The organism is Pedobacter roseus, assembly GCF_014395225.1.
In the GTDB taxonomy this organism is placed as follows: Bacteria; Bacteroidota; Bacteroidia; order Sphingobacteriales; family Sphingobacteriaceae; genus Pedobacter; species Pedobacter roseus.
Map to the genome: position 1 here is coordinate 1,858,752 of NZ_CP060723.1, position 23,640 is coordinate 1,882,391.

Consider the following 23,640-nt stretch of genomic DNA (forward strand, 5'->3'; position numbering starts at 1 on the left):
GAGGTTCAGCAGGAGGCGATTTCCGGGATGGAACACCATTATGTTCAACTGGCAGAAATCCAGTCTTTGTCTGGGGTTGGGGGAGCTCTTTTCGACCATATACTGGTATTCGAAAACTACCCCGTACAGGAAATTATTTCCCAGGGACAAGACATATCTAATAAAAAAGCTTCGCTCCTTTCTTTTGATAATTTTGGACATAGTAATTACAGCTTTACCATTATTATAAATCCCGGGGACAATCTGGTTGTCAAGCTGGCATATAACGACAGTATCTATGAAGACGCTATGATTGAACGTCTCAAAATACATCTGCTAACCTTAATAACTTCAGTCTTGTCCAGTCCGGATGCTCCCGTTGGGGATATTGATTACCTTGGTACTGTGGAGCGTTCGCTGTTATTGGGGGATTTCAATTCGACAGGTTCAGACTATCCGCGGGACCGCAGTATAGTTGATCTTTTCGAGGAGCAGGTTCTGCTCTGCCCCGAGCATACAGCAGTAGTTTTTGGTTCAGTGCGTCTGAGCTACAGCGAACTGAACATGCTTTCCAACCGTCTTGCCCATTATCTCCGGGAGGTCCATGGCATCGGTGCGGGCGATCTTGTGGGGATCCTTCAGGACCGCAGTGATTTGCTGATCGTTTCTATTCTGGGTGTTCTTAAATCTGGAGGGGCCTATGTTCCCATCGACCCTGACTATCCCCGGGATCGGATTGATTACATGCTAAAGGACAGTGGATGCCGTGCTGTTCTGGATTCGGATGAGATCAGCCGTTTTGTTTCCTGTTCTGAAGATTACCGTGCAGAGAATCCTGTAGGAGTTTCTGGGGCTGATGACCTTGCGTATGTAATGTATACCTCTGGTTCTATTGGATTAGCCAAAGGGGTTTTAACCGAACATAGTAATGTGGTTCGTTTAGTAAAAAATACGAACTACATAAATTTCTCGGGAGATGAGGTACTTCTTTCCACAGGTTCAATTTCCTTCGACGCTACAATTTTCGAGTATTGGGGGATGCTGTTAAATGGTTGTATATTGGTGTTGTGTAAGCAGTCGGTTTTATTAGATCCTGTAGAGCTTTCAAAAGAAATGCGCCTTCATGGGATTAACACGATGTGGTTTACTTCCGGGTGGCTTAATCAATTGGTTGATGCTGATATTGAAATCTTCAGGGGATTGAGAACACTGATTGCGGGAGGAGATAGGCTATCTGTTTTACATATTAACAAGCTAGTTTCAGTATATCCTTATCTGAAGCTTATAAATGGTTATGGTCCTACAGAAAATACAACTTTTTCGTTGACCTATGAGATATCCGGTAATGTTTCATCGATTCCTATCGGGCGTCCTATTTCAAACAGCCGTGTTTATATACTTGACGTTTCGGGCCATCTTTGCGGTATCGGCATTCCGGGTGAGATCTGTGTTTCCGGTGCGGGGCTAGCGCGGGGCTACCTTAACCGTCCCGAGCTGACTGCGGAGCGTTTTGTTCCGAACCCTTATCTGGCTGGGGAGCTGATGTACCTTACGGGTGACATCGGGCGCTGGCTGCCTGACGGTAACATTGAGTTCCTTGGGCGTGCTGATGACCAGGTGAAGGTCCGTGGTTACCGGATCGAGCTTGGTGAGATCGAGAGTGTTCTCCAGGGTCATGCGGATGTTGATTCGTGTGTTGTGGTTGCACGTGAGAACAGTTCGGGGGATAAGGACCTTATCGCTTATGTGGTGGGTTCGGAAGGCCTTGACGTATCGGTCCTGCGGGGCTACCTTGGGGCATCCTTCCCCAGTACATGGTTCCCGGCCATTATGTGGGGCTTGCCTCTCTTCCGCTGACGCCAAACGGTAAGGTGGACCGCCGTTCCCTTCCGGATCCAGAGGGGCTTGAGCTTGGCAGCGGGAGGGAGTATGTTGCTCCGCGCACAGAGACGGAGCGTGCACTGGTTTCTGTTTATCAGGACGTGCTCAAAAAAGCAGGTATTGGCATACGCGAAGACTTTTTTGCTTTAGGAGGGGATTCGATAAAATCCATCCAGGTGGTTTCCCGATTGAAACAACAGGGTTATTCGCTGACGATCCAGGATGTTTTGCTCTATCCTGTCATAGAGGAACTATCTCTGTATGTTCGGTCTGTCAGCCGTTCTGTAGACCAGGGGGTTTTCCAGGGGGTTATTCCCTTGAGCCCTATCCAGCATTATTTCCTTGGAGGCAGCTCTGGGGATAAGCACCATTATAACCAGTCTGTTCTTTTGAGCAGCAGTGAGCCTATTTCGCCCGAAGGTCTCCGCGCATGCCTTGGGCACCTTGTTCTTCACCATGACAGCCTCCGTATGGTATACTTTCAGGATGAGCATGGCTGGGTTCAGGAGAATCTTGGCAGTGAGCAGGGCTTTTCATTGGATATACTGCCATATGAGCCCGGGGCATCCTTTGTTTCAGCCTGTGAGTCTGTTCAGTCTGGTATAGATCTTGGTACGGGACCTCTACTGAAAGCCTGTCTTTTTCAGGGCGACGGTTCCGATCGCCTTCTTCTGGTGGTACATCACCTGGTTGTGGACGGTGTTTCCTGGCGTATTCTCTTTGAGGATCTTTCGGTTCTTTATAGCCAGTACAGCTCGGGCAATGCGTTGGTCCTTCCAGCTAAAACTGATTCCTTTGGTTATTGGCAATCGGTCCAGATGGATTATTCTCTCAGTCCGCGCTTGTCCGGGGAGTCTGCCTACTGGTCTTCGTTAGAGGATGCCGGTGCGGATCTGCTTCCAATGGACAAGCCCGGGGGCAGCAATCTTGTTTCCGATGGGGCTTCCTGCTCCTTTACCCTTGGTTTGGAGGAGACTTCGCGCCTGCTTACGGAGTGTTATAGTTCATACCGTACCGATATAAATGATATTTTGCTCACTGCGCTGAGCCTTGGGCTGACAGATGTTTTTGGACTTGACCGTGTTATGGTTAAGCTTGAGGGTCATGGCCGTGAAGATATAGGGGGGGATACGGATATTAGCCGCACGGTGGGCTGGTTTACCACGATGTACCCTGTTGTTTTCGATATGGGTTACCGTACAGATACAGTCCGTCAGCTTATCGAGGTGAAGGAGAGCCTTCACCGGGTTCCCAATAAGGGCATCGGTTACGGCATCCTCCGTTATCTGTGCGGATGTGACTACCGTCTATCTCCCGGGATAAGCTTCAATTACCTTGGGGACTTTGGCTCTGGGCTGGACAATGGGCAGGGCAGTTCTCTTTTCCGTTTTTCCGGGGATTACCATGGCAGCCCTGTTTCCGGTCACCGGGAACGGGATTCTGTACTTTCTGTTTCTGGTCTTATGGTGGATGGCCGTATGAACCTTTCGATTAATTACAGTAGGGAGCAGTTCCATGAGGAAACAATTCAGGGGCTCCTCTCTGCCTACCGGTCACGTCTGAACAGCCTTATCGGGATCTTATCATCTGAAACCGGCCATCATCCGACCCCTGTGGACCTTACCTTTAAGGGGCTGAGTGTAGAACAATTAAACCTTTTAAACAAAAAATTATGATAGAAGACGTATATCCTTTGAGCCCCCTTCAACAGGGGCTATATTATCACTGGGCCTCTTCGCCTACTTCTGAGGTTTATTTTGAACAGATGAGCTATCGGGTTGAAGGGCTTCTTGATGTGGATAAGATCGAATCTAGCTATCGTTCCCTTGTATCCCGTCATGCTGTTCTTCGTACTTTCTTTACGCAGGATTATGGAGACCGCCTGCTTCAGGTTGTGGCCAGGTCGTTTTCGGGGGGATTCAGTTATATTGATGCTTCCGGGGATCCCCATTTCTCTATTTCGGATTTCAAGGAGGGGGACCGTTCCCTTGGCTTTGACCTGCATCAGGGCTCACAGATGCGCCTGAGTGTTGTTTTTCTTGGGGATGGCCGGTATGAGTTTGTCTGGAGTTTTCACCATATATTGATGGACGGGTGGTGCGTGGGCATACTGGTCAAGGAATTTTTTGAATTCTACCGAAATCTCAGTACTGGTCAGTCATTGCAGTTAAATCGTATAGAACCTTATTCTAGCTATATAAAATGGCTTGAAGAAATCGATAGAGCCAAAAGCTTTACCTATTGGGGAAAGTACTTATCAGAATTCAAATCACTTGCTTCTTTACCGAAGTTTTCAACAGGATTGAAGCCGGGTAGATTCCGAGAGCAGGTTCTTACAATTGATGGGGACATCCGTTCCAGCCTCCGCTCGCTGTGCATCGAGCTGGGGGTAACCGAGAATACTTTTGTTCAGGCAGCCTGGGGTCTTCTGCTGGGCCGCTATAACAATACTGATGATGTTGTTTTCGGTTCGGTCGTATCGGGCCGTCCGGCAGATATAGAGGGGATTGAGGATATGGTTGGGCTATTTATAAACACCATCCCGGTAAGGGTCCGTGCCCGTGGCGGGATGTGTTTCCGGGATCTGCTGAAAGAGGTTCAGCAGGAGGCGATTTCCGGGATGGAACACCATTATGTTCAACTGGCAGAAATCCAGTCTTTGTCTGGGGTTGGGGGAGCTCTTTTCGACCATATACTGGTATTCGAAAACTACCCCGTACAGGAAATTATTTCCCAGGGACAAGAGACATCTAATGAAAAGATTTCGCTCCTTTCTTTCGAAATATTTGAACAGAGTAACTATAGCCTTACCGTTGTTATAATCCCCGGGGACAATCTGGTTGTCAAGCTGGCATATAACGACAGTATCTATGAAGACGCTATGATTGAACGTCTCAAAGTACATCTGCTAACCTTAATAACTTCAGTCTTGTCCAGTCCGGATGCTCCCGTTGGGGATATTGATTACCTTGGTACTGTGGAGCGTTCGCTGTTATTGGGGGATTTCAATTCGACAGGTTCAGACTATCCGCGGGACCGCAGTATAGTTGATCTTTTCGAGGAGCAGGTTCTGCTCTGCCCCGAGCATACAGCAGTAGTTTTTGGTTCAGCGCGTCTGAGCTACAGCGAACTGAACATGCTTTCCAACCGTCTTGCCCATTATCTCCGGGAGGTCCATGGCATCGGTGCGGGCGATCTTGTGGGGATCCTTCAGGACCGCAGTGATTTGCTGATCGTTTCTATTCTGGGTGTTCTTAAATCTGGAGGGGCCTATGTTCCCATCGACCCTGACTATCCCCGGGATCGGATTGATTACATGCTAAAGGACAGTGGATGCCGTGCTGTTCTGGATTCGGATGAGATCAGCCGTTTTGTTTCCTGTTCTGAAGATTACCGTGCAGAGAACCCTGTAGGAATTTCTGGGGCTGATGACCTTGCGTATGTGATCTACACTTCGGGTTCGACGGGTATGGCCAAAGGCTGTTCAGTCACGATGTCGAGTCTTTTCAATTATGTTCATTGGAGTAACGGTTATTATTTCGAGGGCCTTGAGTCGGTGAATTTCGGTTTTTATACCTCTCTGTCCTTTGACCTTACCATAACGAGTATTTTTTGTTCTTTAACGCAGGGTGGGATATTAACTGTGTATGGTTCGTATGAAGAACTTACGGATATTTTTTCTTCTGTTTTTAGTGATGATAGTTTTGTAAACTGTATTAAGCTGACGCCTTCGCATATCCATGTATTAGCGCATCTCAGTCTCAGTTCATCAACTGTGTCCCGCGTAATTATTGGAGGTGAGCAGGTATTATCCTTTCATATAAAAACACTGAAAGAACTTGGCGGTTCTTTGATGCGTATCTATAATGAATACGGTCCTACGGAGTCAACCGTGGGTGTCATCGTGAATGAAGTGGAAAAGGTTGATCCAGATGTTTCATCGATTCCTATCGGGCGTCCTATTTCAAACAGCCGTGTTTATATACTTGACGTTTCGGGCCATCTTTGCGGTATCGGCATTCCGGGTGAGATCTGTGTTTCCGGTGCGGGGCTAGCGCGGGGCTACCTTAACCGTCCCGAGCTGACTGCGGAGCGTTTTGTTCCGAACCCTTATCTGGCTGGGGAGCTGATGTACCTTACGGGTGACATCGGGCGCTGGCTGCCTGACGGTAACATTGAGTTCCTTGGGCGTGCTGATGACCAGGTGAAGGTCCGTGGTTACCGGATCGAGCTTGGTGAGATCGAGAGTGTTCTCCAGGGTCATGCGGATGTTGATTCGTGTGTTGTGGTTGCACGTGAGAACAGTTCGGGGGATAAGGACCTTATCGCTTATGTGGTGGGTTCGGAAGGCCTTGACGTATCGGTCCTGCGGGGCTACCTTGGGGCATCCTTCCCCAGTACATGGTTCCCGGCCATTATGTGGGTCTTGCCTCTCTTCCGCTGACGCCAAACGGTAAGGTGGACCGCCGTTCCCTTCCGGATCCAGAGGGGCTTGAGCTTGGCAGCGGGAGGGAGTATGTTGCTCCGCGCACAGAGACGGAGCGTGCACTGGTTTCTGTTTATCAGGACGTGCTCAAAAAAGCAGGTATTGGCATACGCGAAGACTTTTTTGCTTTAGGAGGGGATTCGATAAAATCCATCCAGGTGGTTTCCCGATTGAAACAACAGGGTTATTCGCTGACGATCCAGGATGTTTTGCTCTATCCTGTCATAGAGGAACTATCTCTGTATGTTCGGTCTGTCAGCCGTTCTGTAGACCAGGGGGTTTTCCAGGGGGTTATTCCCTTGAGCCCTATCCAGCATTATTTCCTTGGAGGCAGCTCTGGGGATAAGCACCATTATAACCAGTCTGTTCTTTTGAGCAGCAGTGAGCCTATTTCGCCCGAAGGTCTCCGCGCATGCCTTGGGCACCTTGTTCTTCACCATGACAGCCTCCGTATGGTATACTTTCAGGATGAGCATGGCTGGGTTCAGGAGAATCTTGGCAGTGAGCAGGGCTTTTCATTGGATATACTGCCATATGAGCCCGGGGCATCCTTTGTTTCAGCCTGTGAGTCTGTTCAGTCTGGTATAGATCTTGGTACGGGACCTCTACTGAAAGCCTGTCTTTTTCAGGGCGACGGTTCCGATCGCCTTCTTCTGGTGGTACATCACCTGGTTGTGGACGGTGTTTCCTGGCGTATTCTCTTTGAGGATCTTTCGGTTCTTTATAGCCAGTACAGCTCGGGCAATGCGTTGGTCCTTCCAGCTAAAACTGATTCCTTTGGTTATTGGCAATCGGTCCAGATGGATTATTCTCTCAGTCCGCGCTTGTCCGGGGAGTCTGCCTACTGGTCTTCGTTAGAGGATGCCGGTGCGGATCTGCTTCCAATGGACAAGCCCGGGGGCAGCAATCTTGTTTCCGATGGGGCTTCCTGCTCCTTTACCCTTGGTTTGGAGGAGACTTCGCGCCTGCTTACGGAGTGTTATAGTTCATACCGTACCGATATAAATGATATTTTGCTCACTGCGCTGAGCCTTGGGCTGACAGATGTTTTTGGACTTGACCGTGTTATGGTTAAGCTTGAGGGTCATGGCCGTGAAGATATAGGGGGGATACGGATATTAGCCGCACGGTGGGCTGGTTTACCACGATGTACCCTGTTGTTTTCGATATGGGTTACCGTACAGATACAGTCCGTCAGCTTATCGAGGTGAAGGAGAGCCTTCACCGGGTTCCCAATAAGGGCATCGGTTACGGCATCCTCCGTTATCTGTGCGGATGTGACTACCGTCTATCTCCCGGGATAAGCTTCAATTACCTTGGGGACTTTGGCTCTGGGCTGGACAATGGGCAGGGCAGTTCTCTTTTCCGTTTTTCCGGGGATTACCATGGCAGCCCTGTTTCCGGTCACCGGGAACGGGATTCTGTACTTTCTGTTTCTGGTCTTATGGTGGATGGCCGTATGAACCTTTCGATTAATTACAGTAGGGAGCAGTTCCATGAGGAAACAATTCAGGGGCTCCTCTCTGCCTACCGGTCACGTCTGAACAGCCTTATCGGGATCTTATCATCTGAAACCGGCCATCATCCGACCCCTGTGGACCTTACCTTTAAGGGGCTTGAGATAGAGGATGTACTGAAGCTGGACAGTTCTGTCGGTCTGGAGGATGTGTATCCTTTGAGCCCCCTTCAACAGGGGCTATATTATCACTGGGCCTCTTCGCCTACTTCTGAGGTTTATTTTGAACAGATGAGCTATCGGGTTGAAGGGCTTCTTGATGTGGATAAGATCGAATCTAGCTATCGTTCCCTTGTATCCCGTCATGCTGTTCTTCGTACTTTCTTTACGCAGGATTATGGAGACCGCCTGCTTCAGGTTGTGGCCAGGTCGTTTTCGGGGGATTCAGTTATATTGATGCTTCCGGGGATCCCCATTTCTCTATTTCGGATTTCAAGGAGGGGGACCGTTCCCTTGGCTTTGACCTGCATCAGGGCTCACAGATGCGCCTGAGTGTTGTTTTTCTTGGGGATGGCCGGTATGAGTTTGTCTGGAGCCACCACCACATATTGATGGACGGCTGGTGCGTGGGCATACTGATCAAGGAATTTTTTGGATTTTATTATAATTCACTGGAAGGTATGCCTACCGAACTGGGGCGTCCCCACCTTTACTCAAGATATATAGAATGGCTAGGTGCTGTCGATGAGAAAAAGAGCCTGGGATACTGGACGGACTATCTGAATGGATATAATACCTTGTCGGTATTGCCCAAATCAAAGAAAGGTAATGGTGGTGCCAGAAAAGAGCAGGTTCTTACAATTGATGGGGACATCCGTTCCAGCCTCCGCTCGCTGTGCATCGAGCTGGGGGTAACCGAGAATACTTTTGTTCAGGCAGCCTGGGGTCTTCTGCTGGGCCGCTATAACAATACTGATGATGTTGTTTTCGGTTCGGTCGTATCGGGCCGTCCGGCAGATATAGAGGGGATTGAGGATATGGTTGGGCTATTTAGCAACACGATCCCGGTAAGGGTCCGTGCCCGTGGCGGGATGTGCTTCCGGGATCTGCTGAAAGAGGTTCAGCAGGAGGCGATTTCCGGGATGGAACACCATTATGTTCAACTGGCAGAAATCCAGTCTTTGTCTGGGGTTGGGGGAGCTCTTTTCGACCATATACTGGTATTCGAAAACTACCCCGTACAGGAAATTATTCCCGATAATAAATCAAAACAACCAAAACTTAAACTTCTGTCTTCAAAAACGATGGAGACAAGTAATTATGACTTTGCTCTCATAATCTTACCTAATACAAATTTTAATATACAATTTCATTATGACCAGAATGTGTTTTCAGACGAGTCAGTTAGACAGTTATGCAGACATCTAAAAGCGATCATTCATAAATTAATCCTAAACTCTCATGCCGACATCAGTTGTTTTGATTTTGTAGACCTAGAAGAGCAACAAAAAATACTTTATTCATTCAATCATACGCCAAATTTATTTTCAGAAAAGAGGACCGTTATCGATATGTTTGAAGAACAAGTTAAAAATAGTCCCGATGGGTTATGCCTTGATTTTGAGGGCAATTCGTTAACATATAATGAGGTAAATATCAGAGCGAATCAGCTTGCTAATTATCTCCATATTAATTTCAATATTAGAAGAGGAGATCTTATAGGTATTCTCTTAGACCGGAGTGACTGGATGATAGTTTCAATTCTTGGAGTTCTCAAATCTGGTGCGGCTTATGTTCCCATAGATGTCGACTATCCTAATGATCGAATTAATTATATAATAAAGGACAGTGGATGTAAGTTAATTTTAGATAATTCTCAAATTCTCAAATTTATTGAATGTCGGAAAGAACTAGATTGTCTGAATAATAAAAAGCGTTCGGGTTTGAATGATTTGGCTTATGTTATTTATACCTCGGGTTCTACGGGTAATCCCAAAGGAGTGATGATTGAACACAGTAGTCTTTCCAATAGGATTATTTACTTTCAGGAGTATTATGAAATTACTACCCTTGATGTAATGTTCTTTTATCGATCCTTTAGTTTTGACGGATCTATTGAAGAATATTTACTGCCATTGATGATTGGTGCAAAATGCTACCTTGCTTCTTCAGATTTTAAGTTGAATTTATTGGATAATTTAGTTAATGCTATTGAGCTAAATAGTGTTACAAAAATAAATATGCCACCTGCTTTACTGGGGGAAATAATTAACAGTGATCAGCCAGAAATAATTTCTAAACTTAAGTCGCTTAAGCACCTGGTTTCCGGTGGGGATAAAATTTCGTTAAAGACCGTTTCGGCAGTTTTATCTAAACTTTCATGTAAGCTATATAATAGTTACGGACCAACAGAAAATACTATTGATTCAACTAATTATTTAATAGAAAAGGTTGATCCAGATGTTTCATCGATTCCTATCGGGCGTCCTATTTCAAACAGCCGTGTTTATATACTTGACGTTTCGGGCCATCTTTGCGGTATCGGCATTCCGGGTGAGATCTGTGTTTCCGGTGCGGGGCTAGCGCGGGGCTACCTTAACCGTCCCGAGCTGACTGCGGAGCGTTTTGTTCCGAACCCTTATCTGGCTGGGGAGCTGATGTACCTTACGGGTGACATCGGGCGCTGGCTGCCTGACGGTAACATTGAGTTCCTTGGGCGTGCTGATGACCAGGTGAAGGTCCGTGGTTACCGGATCGAGCTTGGGGAGATCGAGAGTGTTCTCCAGGGTCATGCGGATGTTGATTCGTGTGTTGTGGTTGCACGTGAGAACAGTTCGGGGGATAAGGACCTTATCGCTTATGTGGTGGGTTCGGAAGGTCTTGACGTATCGGTCCTGCGGGGCTACCTTGGGGGCATCCTTCCCCAGTACATGGTTCCCGGCCATTATGTGGGTCTTGCCTCTCTTCCGCTGACGCCAAACGGTAAGGTGGACCGCCGTTCCCTTCCGGATCCAGATGGGCTTGAGCTTGGCAGCGGGAGGGAGTATGTTGCTCCGCGCACAGAGACGGAGCGTGCACTGGTTTCAATCTGGCAGGATGTACTTGGAAAGGAGGGGATTGGGGTAAAAGACAACTTCTTCGAGCTTGGGGGGCATAGTTTGAAAGTTATCCTTCTTAGCGGACAGATACACAAAAAAATGGACATACGGCTTGCCCTGAAAGATTTTTTTGAACATCCGCTGCTTGAAGAGCAGTCGATGCTAATTGAGCAGGCCCAAAAGGATTCTTTTTCTTTCATTTCCGCTGTTCCCGGATCTGGTTCTTATGCTTTGTCATCGTCCCAGCGCCGATTATGGATATTGAGCCAGTTTCCTGAGGCGAATGTGGCATACAATATGCCCGGTGTTTATGTTTTCAGCGGTTCGGTGAACGCGGATGGTCTTTTTCACAGTTTTTCACAGCTGCAGGAGCGGCATGAGATCCTGCGTACGGTTTTCCGGGAGGATGGTGAGGGTGTTGTCCGTCAGGTTGTTCTTACTTCGTCTGAGAGCGGTTTCTTTCTTGAGCAGCGGGACCTTCAGGGAAAAGATGCTTCTTTTGTCGATTCGGTTGTTGAGTCCGATTTTGTTCGTCCCTTTGATCTTTCGTCAGGCCCTCTTTTCCGGGCTGGTCTTTACCGTGTATCGCAGGACCGCTGGGTCTTCACCTATGTGATGCACCATATCATAAGCGATGGCTGGAGCATGGGTATACTTATCCGTGAGCTTCTTTCTCTCTACAACAGTTATGTTCTTGGTGAAGAGAACGCTTTGTCTCCCTTGCGTATCCAGTACCGGGATTACGCCGCCTGGCAGCAGGCCGAGTTGTCGGGTTCCCGTTATGAGGAACACCGTTCCTACTGGCTGGACCATCTGTCGGGTAAGCTTCCAGTTCTTGAGCTCTTAGGCGGCCGAGCCCGCCCATCGGTAAAGACATACAATGGTGGTGTTGTACACCGTATGCTCGGCTCAGATCTGAGCAGTGGCCTGAGATCTTTGAGCCAGGAACGGGGCGCTACGCTTTTCATGGGCCTACTGGCGTGCGTTAATGTTCTGCTATACCGCTACAGCGGCCAGAGCGATCTGATCATAGGTACGCCTATGGCCGGTCGTGAGCATTCTGACCTTGAGGACCAGATCGGTTTCTATGTGAATACGGTAGCACTACGGAGCCGTTTTTCGGGTTCGGATAGTTTTCTTGAACTGGTTGACCATGTCCGTGGGGTAAGCCTTGGGGCCTATGAGCACCAGGCCTATCCGTTCGATGAGCTGCTGGAAGAACTTCACCTGCAGCGTGACATGAGCAGGAGCCCCCTGTTCAATATACTGGTGGATTTTCATGACCTAAGAGAGCGGGGTTCAATAAAAGAATTGAGTTACAATAGTCTAAATGTCGAGCCATATAAAAATATAGAGCGCGGTATCAGTAAGTATGATATAACTTTTTATTTTAGCTTATCTGTTCAAGGGCTTGGTTTATCCATTGAATACAACAGTGACATTTATGATGAGCCGGCGATGTTGCGTATGTCTGGCCATTTTGAGCATCTCCTTTCCGGCCTGTTGTCCAGTCCGGATGCTCCCGTTGGGGATATTGATTACCTTGGTACTGTGGAGCGTTCGCTGTTATTGGGGGATTTCAATTCGACAGGTTCAGACTATCCGCGGGACCGCAGTATAGTTGATCTTTTCGAGGAGCAGGTTCTGCTCTGCCCCGAGCATACAGCAGTAGTTTTTGGTTCAGTGCGTCTGAGCTACAGCGAACTGAACATGCTTTCCAACCGTCTTGCCCATTATCTCCGGGAGGTCCATGGCATCGGTGCGGGCGATCTTGTGGGGATCCTTCAGGACCGCAGTGATTTGCTGATCGTTTCTATTCTGGGTGTTCTTAAATCTGGAGGGGCCTATGTTCCCATCGACCCTGACTATCCCCGGGATCGGATTGATTACATGCTAAGGGACAGTGGATGCGGAATCCTTCTCACGCAGACCGAATATGTCTTTGGTCTGGAGTCTTTTCCGGGCGAACTTTTCGCTGTCGATATCCAGCTGTCAGGTCTGGATACCTCGGCAGAGAACCCTGTAGGAGTTTCTGGGGCTGATGACCTTGCGTATGTGATCTACACTTCGGGTTCGACGGGTATGGCCAAAGGCTGTTCAGTCACGATGTCGAGTCTTTTCAATTATGTTCATTGGAGTAACGGTTATTATTTCGAGGGCCTTGAGTCGGTGAATTTCGGTTTTTATACCTCTCTGTCCTTTGACCTTACCATAACGAGTATTTTTTGTTCTTTAACGCAGGGTGGGATATTAACTGTGTATGGTTCGTATGAAGAACTTACGGATATTTTTTCTTCTGTTTTTAGTGATGATAGTTTTGTTAACTGTATTAAGCTGACGCCTTCGCATATCCATGTATTAGCGCATCTCAGTCTCAGTTCATCAACTGTGTCCCGCGTAATTATTGGCGGTGAGCAGGTATTATCCTTTCATATAAAAACACTGAAAGAACTTGGCGGTTCTTTGATGCGTATCTATAATGAATACGGTCCTACGGAGTCAACCGTGGGTGTCATCGTGAATGAAGTGGAAAAGGTTGATCCAGATGTTTCATCGATTCCTATCGGGCGTCCTATTTCAAACAGCCGTGTTTATATACTTGACGTTTCGGGCCATCTTTGCGGTATCGGCATTCCGGGTGAGATCTGTGTTTCCGGTGCGGGGCTAGCGCGGGGCTACCTTAACCGTCCCGAGCTGACTGCGGAGCGTTTTGTTCCGAACCCTTATCTGGCTGGGGAGCTGATGTACCTTACGGGTGACATCGGGCGCTGGCTGCCTGACGGTAACATTGAGTTCCTTGGGCGTGCTGATGACCAGGTGAAGGTCCGTGGTTACCGGATCGAGCTTGGTGAGATCGAGAGTGTTCTCCAGGGTCATGCGGATGTTGATTCGTGTGTTGTGGTTGCACGTGAGAACAGTTCGGGGGATAAGGACCTTATCGCTTATGTGGTGGGTTCGGAAGGCCTTGACGTATCGGTCCTGCGGGGCTACCTTGGGGGCATCCTTCCCCAGTACATGGTTCCCGGCCATTATGTGGGGCTTGCCTCTCTTCCGCTGACGCCAAACGGTAAGGTGGACCGCCGTTCCCTTCCGGATCCAGAGGGGCTTGAGCTTGGCAGCGGGAGGGAGTATGTTGCTCCGCGCACAGAGACGGAGCGTGCACTGGTTTCAATCTGGCAGGATGTACTTGGAAAGGAGGGGATTGGGGTAAAAGACAACTTCTTCGAGCTTGGGGGGGATTCTTTATCTATGATTAAATTTATTGTTATTTTAAAAAATAAGATGAGCTATAAGCTGGAAGTAAAAGAATTACTTCTAAATTCAACAATATTCCAAATGTCTATACTAATGGAAAACAGAAATGAGAATCAAAAGCAAAACAATACAGAACTATATAAATAAAATAAAAAACTGATATAATACCAGAGTCAACGGGAAATTGAATACCGAATATAAAATTATGGATCAGAAAAATATAGTAATTTATCACAGACAACCTTATATAGAGAAAGCTTTAAATGGTAAAGTAGTTTTTTACAAAGAAGGAAATAAACCAAACGGAATAATTCCCCTATTGATGAGTTTTTTTTCCTCCATCAAAGGTGGGTTATGGATTGCGGGAAGTGAATTTGCGGAAATGTCAGGCAAAGAACAATATGAGAAAGTGAAATTTGAGGACTACAATGGAGAATGTAGAATAAAAAAAGTATTAATAACAAAAGAGGAAAATGAAAAATTTTATCACGAAACTTCAAAAAATGGATTTTGGTCGATTTTACATTCATCACAAGATAAATTTAACTCAAAAAATATCGATTGGGAAAATTTTGTCCTTATAAACAAACGCTTCGCAGATTCTGCGTTGATAGAAGTGGGCGACGAAAGTACAATTTGGATTCATGATTATAACTTATGGTTGGTCCCCCTTTATATAAGACAAAAAAATCCAGCTGTTAAAATAATTTTTTTCTTACACACTCCTTTTCCATCTGCCGATATTTTTAATATTTTACCCTGGAGAGATGAAATTCTTCTGAGTTTGCTTTCCTGCAATAAAATAACATTTGCAATTCCAAGGTACGTGGAGAATTTCATTAGCACGCTTAAGTCTAATTTTAAAATTAAAATTAAAATGAGAACTAAGGTCCCTAATAGATTTTTGAATAAAGGTGCATTGATAGAGCATGAAATGACTAAAAAGATTAGTTTTAATGGTAATATTATAGAATTAGATGCCTATCCTCCTGGTACGAGCCAAAAGAACATAAATCGGATGCTAAACCTTAAAGCCAGTAAAAAAAGGATAGAGGAATTACGTCAAGAACAAAAAGGACGTGTAAGTCTATTAGCAGCTTCAAGATTAGATTATATAAAAGGGATTGATACACTTTTGGAGGCCTACTACAGATTGTTGGTGCGTAATTTTGTAATACATAATAAAATCACCTTAACTTTAATAGCAGTGTCTCCAGCCAGTGGCATAAAAGCGTTTAATGAGCTGGAAAGTAAAGTTTTTATGCTTGTAAATAAAATTAATAGCCGCTTTGGTGGTAACGACTGGACTCCGGTAATCTATTTGACTGACTCCTTTAATTTTCAGGAGATGCTATGTCGATTTTCGGTAACCGATATTATGTGTGTTACTTCATTAAGAGACGGTACTAATCTGGTATGTAAAGAATTTATTGCTGTAAAAAAAGGGAAATCGGGAACACTTATTTTATCTGAGTTTGTCGGTGCATCAGTAGAACTGAAAGGTGCGATTATTACAAATCCATATTCTGATAGCTGCATAGACCAAGCTTTTAATGTCGCTTTATCGAGTTCAATTCCAGAAATCAAAGAAAGAGCTGAAACCATGTATAATTCTATTAAGAAATCAGATGTCAGTTTCTGGTCAAAACAAATAATTAAATAGTAAATCGTAATATATTTTAAGAATTCCCATGAAGAACCCAATATTAAGTGTAATTATACCAACATATAACAGAAAAGGATTGCTGGATCACACATTGATGAGTATTACTAATCAAAAAATTGACCTCGAAACAATAGAAGTTATTATTGCCGATGATGGTTCAACGGACAATACAGAAGAATTGGTAGAAAAATATAGCGGTATTCTTAACATCTCATATTATTACCAGGAAGATGAAGGATATAGAGTAGCATCAGCAAGAAATTTGGGTATTACAAATGCAAATGGGGAGATTTTATTTTTTGTCGATTCAGGGATCTTACTAAGTAAAGATTGTATTTCTCAACATATATCCTCTCACAAAGGTAGTTTGAATAGTGTTGTAATAGGAACTGTTCTAGGAGTCGAGGAAGAGTATGATAATAACAAAACATTGTTAAAACAAATTGATCTTAGCGCTATTGAGAATACAATAGCTAAAATTCAATCTGAAAATATATATCTTGATATAAGAGAAAAAGTATTTAAATCTTGTCTGGATAACTTGATGAGCTTAAAGGCTCCCTGGGCATTGTGCTGGACTGGTAACCTGTCGCTCAGGCGGAGCATGTTAATTGAGGTAGGGGAATTTGACATTGCTTTTGATAAAAACTGGGGAGTTGAAGATATTGATCTGGGGTATAGATTGTTTTTAAAGGGCGCTTTTTTTAAATTAAATAGACTTGCCCTGTCCCTGCATTACCCTCACTATAGTGATACAAGAGGCAAACTTGAACAGGAAAAAATAAATAAAAGATATTTTGATAATAAACATCAAATTTTAGCTTCAAGAACGTTTTTATCATGTACAGCAATTTGCTTAAATGACAAATTAGATGTACTGGAAAGTATAATTGATGAAATTTAAAAATGGATAATGACTCGATTTGGATGGGTTTTTCGGAAAATACTGTGGTATTTAAATAATAATAATCTCAAATCACAACGGGCGTGGAACGAGCAGTATTTAAATGGGGATTGGGATTGTTTGGCTTCAGAACTTGAAGAATGTCGTTTTGCAGCTGTAAGGAATTCAATTGATAAACATTGTAATCAGAAATCCAAAGTTTTAGATGTTGGATGTGGAGCAGGATTATTGCTGAAGAATGCCAAACATAGCATATTTGATCAATATATTGGGATTGATATTTCGAATGTAGCGATAGAAAGAGCACGCACTAACAAGAAATCAAATATTAAATACATATGTGCTGATATGGAAAATTATTATTCAGCTACCAAGTTTGATATGATTATTTTCAATGAATCATTATATTATTCTAAAAATCCTCACAAACTTATAAACCGTTATGTTGAGTTTTTGAATAAAGGCGGATATCTTATTTTCTCCATTTTTGAGGCTAAAAATCATTTAAACTTAATAAGGGGATTGCAAAAGGACTTTCCTGCCATTGAAACTACAAGAAGCAATAATAAGCGGGGAAGCTGGTATTGTCATGTGCATAAAATATAAGAGCTTAAAATTTAGAGACAAAATGGATGTTATGATATTAGATACAACGCCTAAGCAGATTGAAGATTGGCACTATAATTATAGTTTGAAAAAAAAGCAAAAGCCGCGTATTATGAAAATAAGGCATAGATTTCCCAACTGTGATGTAGAAAATGTTAGAATGGCGTTTAAAATGTTAGTTCAGAAACATGAAAGCTTACGGACTTGTTTCCCTCTAATTGATGGAAAAATCAAACAGAAAATCAACGAATATAGTGCTATATATGAACTAAGAGTGTACAACAAAAAAGAAATTAATAATATTTCAGATTTCATTTATTCTTTAGAAAATTCTCTCAAAAATATCCAGAATGGATCCCTTCTCCATGGGATTTTGATAGATCAAGATGGAGAAGGCTATGAATTTTTTTTAATCATTCATCATATAGTTTCCGACATGTGGTCAATTGAGATTATCAAAAAAGATTTATTAGCTTTCTATAATCACCTCACCCAAAATGCAATTCTTGAAATAGATGAAGAACAATTACAACTACGCCATTATACTGCATATTTTAAAGAACACAGGATTTCCATCCATGAGGAAAGTTTGCAACATTGGCTCATGGATTTAAGTAAGGACAGCTGGAAAGTAGATTATAATGTCATCTACCAAAAACTTTCTGCGAGTTTTCCAAATCTAATTCCGGAACATTATATGAGGGGAGATCGAACATTTCTTTCTGGATTTGAACTCGAGAAAAATCCTGATGGGGAGTCTTATAGTGTTATTTGTAAGGGCGAGATATATTCCAGGCTCCAATCTTATAAAAAACAAATAAATACTGGTGTTTTCAGTATCCTACTTACATCACTCAACATCCTCTATCATCGATTGACTGGTCGGAACGACCTCGTGGTACTTTCTCATTTCTCAAATCGGCATGAGGTTAGAACCCAAAGCATCATAGGGAATTTAATAGGAAAGCTAATTCATCATACGAAACTAAATGAGAAAGACTCGTTTAAGGAATCCATCATTACTGCAAGTCAAAACTTTGTCGATTCTATTGATAAGATAGTTTTTAACTCGGAGACACTAAAAAAACTAAATTTAGTAACTTCTAGTTTTGTGTTTTTAAATTTTATCAACAAAGAAAGAGAGGTTGGGCCAATTTATCTTGCAGGTAAAAATACATTAATGAAGTCGAGAGTTGAATCACCATTGGTATGCGAGGTAATTGAATTTTCAAACTGTTACGTAATAAATTGGTCTTACCATTTATCCTACTATAATTTTGAAATGATAAAAGTAATCAGCTCGCTTCATCTTTCTCTGCTTTCGAAAATGGTTATGTTTTCTGATAGAAATTTATTGACCGCATAACCACAAATATCCAAATTATAGTGAATATAACTTTTTTAAAATAAGAATGATAGATTCAAACATTTCATTTATAAAGAAGAAAGCTAAGCTTTTTCTCCTTCATTATGCTGGTGGAAATGTTTACTCATACCAGTTTTTAATCCCTCTATTAAATGATTTTGATGTAATTCCACTGGAGCTCCCGGGAAGGGGGAAAAGGGCAAAAGAACCTCTGTTAAAACTATTCGAAGAGGTTTCTGTTGACCTTTATAATTTAATTCTCAATCAGGTTCAGGAAGAGGAATTTTTAATTTACGGTCATAGTATGGGTGCATATTTGGGTTTGAAGATCACAGATATGTTAAATGGAATTAATAAAAAGCCGGTATGTTTAATTGTCAGCGGTAATCCTGGGCCCGGTATCAAGGATGATTTACAAAGACATCTTTTAGATGACTGTGAGTTCATTCGCGAACTAAAAAAAATAGGAGGGATACCTTCGGAAATATTCGCAAATAATGAGGTTCTGAATTATTTTTTACCTATTTTAAGAGCTGACTTCGAAGTCGCAGAAAATAATAACCTTGATTCAACAAGAGCTTCAGATGTTCCAATTTTTGCAATGATGGGCGATCAAGAAGAAAAATGTGAACAAATATCAAATTGGAATAGATTTACTAGCGGCTCCTTTGATTTTAAAATCATGAAAGGTGGACATTTCTTTATTCGAGAAAATCCTGAACTTCTTGCTGGAATAATTAGAAAATGTTATGATGAAAATATTATATCATGAATTAGATAATTCTTTGGATATTGATTTTGAGTCCTATTTGCAATTGTTGCCGACACAGATGCAAGATGAAATTAGAAGGTATAGAAATTTAAATGATAGGAAATCTCGACTGATATCTAGATTGATGTTAAAGTCTCATCTTTATTCTTCTAATCAATCAAGCCTGATTTATTCATGGAACCGGGATATCCATAATAAGCCATTTATCTCGAATGGAATTAATTTCAATATATCCCATTCAGGAGATATAGTACTTTTTGCGACATCAAATCTGCCAATTGGAATAGATGTGGAATTCAAATCCGATCTAAATTTTGATGAATTGATAGATTTTTTTCATGAGCAAGAAATATCCCAGATTTCTAATTCAGCCTCTATTAAGTCTGCTTTCTTTGAAATTTGGGTAAAAAAAGAAGCTTTTTTGAAGGCTATTGGTATTGGTTTAACAATAGACATTAGAAAATATAACTGTTCTAATAAATCCATATTTTATTTGAACAAAGAGTGGTTTTTTCATAGAATTGATATCTCTGAGGAGTATGAATCTTTTGTCTGTTGTTTAGAGAGTAATCCCCAAATTCATATAAGCAAATATATTGTCAATTTAAAAACACTACTGTAATACTAACTCCACCATAACAGAAGCATATGAAAAATACAACTTATCTTAAGCCAAATGTCGTAATTGAACCTTTGATTTCAAGATGGTACGCTTGGTCCCATCTGATTTCTCCTGCAACCGCCGCTATGAATGTAGTTAATAGACACTTGAAAATTATGAACTCATATATTCAAGCACCACAAATTCACGAAGCAGCGGTATCCAATCCGAAAATGTTGGGTGGCCCATTTATGGATTATAGGCCACGAAGAGTTGATGAAGTGAAAGTGCTCAGGGATGAAACTTTGTCGATACAGGGTAACTTGATTGAATTAGCTAGTGCTATAAAAGAGCTAGATCAGATGCTAAAAGATAACGCAAAAGGTTTTTCTGTGGAAGAATTATACAGTAATGTTCCTGAGCTACTAAAAGGATACGTTGAATTAGTGTATGATTTAAACAATAATCCTTCCTATAGGATATTTGAAAGCCTGCTTTATAAAAGTGTATTTTATAATGAGGAAACGCAAAGCATCGCTCTATGGTTGACGGATAATGATGAACGCCCATTCTGCCTCAGTACTGCAAGATTGGATGATCCAGATACAATACATTTGAATCTGCCACTAAAACATCCAAATATTGATCTATTGAGTAAAATGAAACGTTACCCGAATGATTTGGCTGAAATATTTTCTCTTTTTGAAATTCCGGATGAAAAACAAGCCCTGTTTAATTCACTTTTTACAGAGCAGGCTCCGCCACCATATAAAAAATATAGCGGTGAAAAAGCAAGAATGAGATACTTTGGTCATGCTTGTATACTTATCGAATTTAATAATATCAGCATCTTAGTTGATCCATTGATAAGCTATTACGGCTATGAATCGAAAATTAATCACTATTCAGATATGGATCTGCCAGAAGAAATCGATTATGTTCTTATAACCCATAATCATCAAGACCATATTCTCTTTGAAACTTTATTGCCCCTTAGACATAAAATTAAAAATATAATTGTCCCTTCTACAAATTCTGGTTCCCTACAAGATCCCAACTTGAAATATGCATTCAATGCTGTTGGATTTACTAATGTGATTGAGGTTGACAATATGGAGCAAATTAATTTGGGGAATTGCGTAATAACTGGAGTCCCCTTCACAGGAGAACATAGTGACTTAAATATCATTGCGAAGACTTGCTATCATGTTTCGGTTGATGATTTTAGTTTCCTCTTTGTGGCAGATTCTAGAATTGTAGAGCCAAAGATATACGAGCATATTTACAAAACATTAGGTAACATTGATGTGATTTTCCTTGGTATGGAGTGTGATGGAGCTCCGTTATCGTGGCTGTATGGGCCATTGCTGACTCAAGACCTAGCCAGAGATAAAGATCAGTCAAGAAGACTTTCAGGCTCTGATGCGGAAAAAGGTATGAGTCTTGTCAATATTTTTAATCCCAAAGAAGTTTATGTATATGCAATGGGCCAAGAACCTTGGTTGGAATTTATCAGCAGTATAAAATATACTCCCGAATCCAATCCCATTATTCAATCGGATATTCTTATTAAAGAATGTGAATCAGCAGGGATAATTGCAGAGAGGCTCTTTGGAGAAAAAGAAATATTTTATTCAACGGTATCTCAAAATAAATAAAAATATTTCAACATTTTATTGAGAACCATTCGCTGTGACTATTACATAAAGAGTATAATATTTTACATTGAACATTAAAATCCTTAAGTAGTGGGTTATGCAAAAAGAAAAAAGATTTAGACGAATATTTAATTCGTTGTCTTATCTAGTGAAGTTTTTCAGAATGGTTTGGGAAACCAGTCCAAAGTTGATGATTGCAAATTCCTTTTTAAGGGTTTTGAGGGCGCCGATTCCATTGTTACAACTTTATGTAGGTAAACTTATACTAGACAAAATCGTTTCGTTAAATCAGGGGGCTGAATTGAGTTACTTTAGTTCTTTTTGGAAATTGATAATTATCGAATTTTGTTTAGTTGTCCTAGCAGATATTATTTCCAGACTAACTAATTTGGCTGATACCCTGCTTGGTGATTTATTTACAAATGAAAGTGCCATAAAAATAATGAATCATGCATCAAAACTAGATTTTGAATATTTTGAAGATTCAAATTTTTTTGATAAGCTCGAAAGAGCAAAAAGTCAAACAGGGAGGCGGACTATGCTCGTCACGCAGGTTTTTACCCAATTTCAAGACATCATAATGGTCTTGTTTTTGGCATTTGGACTAATCATTTTTAGTCCTATTACAACTCTGATCTTGTTAATAGCTATAACTCCAACTTTCTTAAGCGAATTCCATTTCAATAATAAGTTATATAAGCTGTATCGAAGGCAAACGGTAAGAAGGAGGCTTTTGGATTATTATCAATTTCTTGGTGCAAGCGATGACACAATCAAGGAAGTTAAATTGTTCGGTCTATCCGATTACCTCATTGAGAATTACAGAAAAATAGCCGATAAATTTTTTCTAAGTAATAAAAAATTATTGCTAAGTAAAACTTTTTGGGGGGGATTATTTTCTGTCATCAGTGTTGTTGGGTATTATATTGGTTATATCTACGTAATTTATCAGGCATATAACCAGCATATTACAATTGGAGGTTTAGTTTTTTTGGCAGGTTCTTTCAACAAGTTAAAAGGGCAGTTGGAAGTAATCTTATTTAGATTTTCTGTTATATATCAATCAACAGTTTCATTAAAAGATTTCTTTGAGTTCTTCGATGTTCAACCAACACCGAAATCTGCAAAAGGCTTGATGTTTCCCACTCCAATGAAAATAGGTTTTTATTTTGATAATGTTGGATTTAAGTATAAAAAATCAAACTCTTGGGCGATTAGAAACTTAAATTTATCGATTTCGGTTGGAGAAAAAGTAGCTGTGGTTGGCAAAAATGGAGCTGGTAAAACGACATTGGTTAAATTGATATCCCGATTGTATGAACCAACTGAAGGGAGCATTTTTTTAGACGGAATAAACCTCAAGGAATACGATCTTGAAGATTTAAGAAAAAATATTGGAATAATCTTTCAAGATTTTATCAGATATCAGATGTCTTTTGGCGAGAATATTACTATCGGGAATATTGCTGAGCGAAAAAATATTGATAAAATGATTTTAGCATCTGTTGCTAGTCAGGCAGATAGTATTTTGAGAAAACTTAATATTAATTATGGACAGTTGTTGGGAAGAAGATTTCCCAATGGTGTTGATTTGTCAGGCGGCGAATGGCAAAAAATAGCTTTAGCCAGGGCTTATATACGGGAGGCGCAATTTCTAATTCTCGATGAGCCCACCTCGGCATTGGACGCAAAGTCGGAATATGAAACTTTTCAAAGATTTTTAAAGCTGTCTTCAGACAAAACCTCTATTATAATTTCTCACAGATTTTCTACTGTCAGAACAGCAGATAAAATAATAGTACTTATGGATGGTGCAATAAAGGAATCGGGAACTCACAATGAATTATTGGAGATCGATGGACATTATGCGGAATTGTTTAATCTGCAGGCGCTCGGATTTCGTTAAACAGAT

The 23,640-nt window shown here is 42.1% G+C and carries 14 protein-coding genes; all 14 read left to right on the forward strand.

Annotation, left to right across the window (positions count from 1 at the left end; all coding sequences use genetic code 11):
* The first annotated feature begins 27 nt into the window (after positions 1-27).
* The 14 genes from H9L23_RS07675 to H9L23_RS07740 all read left to right on the forward strand — a co-directional run bounded on the left by H9L23_RS07675 (position 28) and on the right by H9L23_RS07740 (position 23,634).
* On the forward strand, positions 28-1,836 hold the full coding sequence (locus H9L23_RS07675) for a non-ribosomal peptide synthetase (protein ID WP_262892385.1): 1,809 nt from the start codon (positions 28-30) through the stop codon (positions 1,834-1,836).
* A complete protein-coding gene (locus H9L23_RS07680) occupies positions 1,794-3,536 on the forward strand; it encodes a condensation domain-containing protein (RefSeq protein ID WP_187594405.1) in 1,743 nt (580 codons plus the stop codon). Before H9L23_RS07675 ends, H9L23_RS07680 begins: the two co-directional genes overlap by 43 nt.
* Positions 3,533-6,304, forward strand: coding sequence for a non-ribosomal peptide synthetase (locus tag H9L23_RS07685; RefSeq protein WP_187594406.1), 2,772 nt, complete (start codon positions 3,533-3,535; stop codon positions 6,302-6,304). Before H9L23_RS07680 ends, H9L23_RS07685 begins: the two co-directional genes overlap by 4 nt.
* Positions 6,262-7,557, forward strand: a complete 1,296-nt coding sequence (locus H9L23_RS26855) for a condensation domain-containing protein (protein ID WP_187594407.1) — start codon at positions 6,262-6,264, stop codon at positions 7,555-7,557. The genes H9L23_RS07685 and H9L23_RS26855 overlap by 43 nt, the downstream gene beginning before the upstream one ends.
* The gene (locus tag H9L23_RS26860; protein WP_187594408.1) at positions 7,494-8,354 is read left to right on the forward strand and encodes a condensation domain-containing protein; all 861 of its coding nucleotides are present in this window, start codon (positions 7,494-7,496) and stop codon (positions 8,352-8,354) included. Before H9L23_RS26855 ends, H9L23_RS26860 begins: the two co-directional genes overlap by 64 nt.
* Positions 8,327-14,302, forward strand: coding sequence for a non-ribosomal peptide synthetase (locus H9L23_RS07700; protein ID WP_262892391.1), 5,976 nt, complete (start codon positions 8,327-8,329; stop codon positions 14,300-14,302). The genes H9L23_RS26860 and H9L23_RS07700 overlap by 28 nt, the downstream gene beginning before the upstream one ends.
* 58 nt (positions 14,303-14,360) lie before the next feature.
* Positions 14,361-15,818, forward strand: a complete 1,458-nt coding sequence (locus H9L23_RS07705; protein ID WP_187594410.1) for a trehalose-6-phosphate synthase — start codon at positions 14,361-14,363, stop codon at positions 15,816-15,818.
* Between the two features lie 28 nt (positions 15,819-15,846).
* Positions 15,847-16,725 (forward strand): glycosyltransferase, encoded by an 879-nt coding sequence (locus H9L23_RS07710; RefSeq protein ID WP_187594411.1) that lies wholly within the window; start codon positions 15,847-15,849, stop codon positions 16,723-16,725.
* A 9-nt stretch (positions 16,726-16,734) separates the two neighbouring features.
* Positions 16,735-17,331 carry a class I SAM-dependent methyltransferase gene (locus H9L23_RS07715; RefSeq protein ID WP_187594412.1) on the forward strand — a complete coding sequence of 199 codons (597 nt, stop codon included), beginning with the start codon at positions 16,735-16,737 and terminating at the stop codon, positions 17,329-17,331.
* Positions 17,270-18,697, forward strand: coding sequence for a condensation domain-containing protein (locus tag H9L23_RS07720; protein WP_187594413.1), 1,428 nt, complete (start codon positions 17,270-17,272; stop codon positions 18,695-18,697). The genes H9L23_RS07715 and H9L23_RS07720 overlap by 62 nt, the downstream gene beginning before the upstream one ends.
* A 46-nt stretch (positions 18,698-18,743) precedes the next feature.
* The gene (locus H9L23_RS07725; RefSeq protein ID WP_187594414.1) at positions 18,744-19,469 is read left to right on the forward strand and encodes a thioesterase II family protein; all 726 of its coding nucleotides are present in this window, start codon (positions 18,744-18,746) and stop codon (positions 19,467-19,469) included.
* The gene (locus H9L23_RS07730; protein WP_187594415.1) at positions 19,447-20,091 is read left to right on the forward strand and encodes a 4'-phosphopantetheinyl transferase family protein; all 645 of its coding nucleotides are present in this window, start codon (positions 19,447-19,449) and stop codon (positions 20,089-20,091) included. The genes H9L23_RS07725 and H9L23_RS07730 overlap by 23 nt, the downstream gene beginning before the upstream one ends.
* A gap of 26 nt (positions 20,092-20,117) precedes the next feature.
* Positions 20,118-21,728, forward strand: coding sequence for an MBL fold metallo-hydrolase (locus tag H9L23_RS07735; protein ID WP_187594416.1), 1,611 nt, complete (start codon positions 20,118-20,120; stop codon positions 21,726-21,728).
* Positions 21,729-21,825: 97 nt separating this feature from the next.
* Positions 21,826-23,634, forward strand: a complete 1,809-nt coding sequence (locus H9L23_RS07740; protein WP_187594417.1) for an ABC transporter ATP-binding protein — start codon at positions 21,826-21,828, stop codon at positions 23,632-23,634.
* Positions 23,635-23,640: the final 6 nt, after the last annotated feature.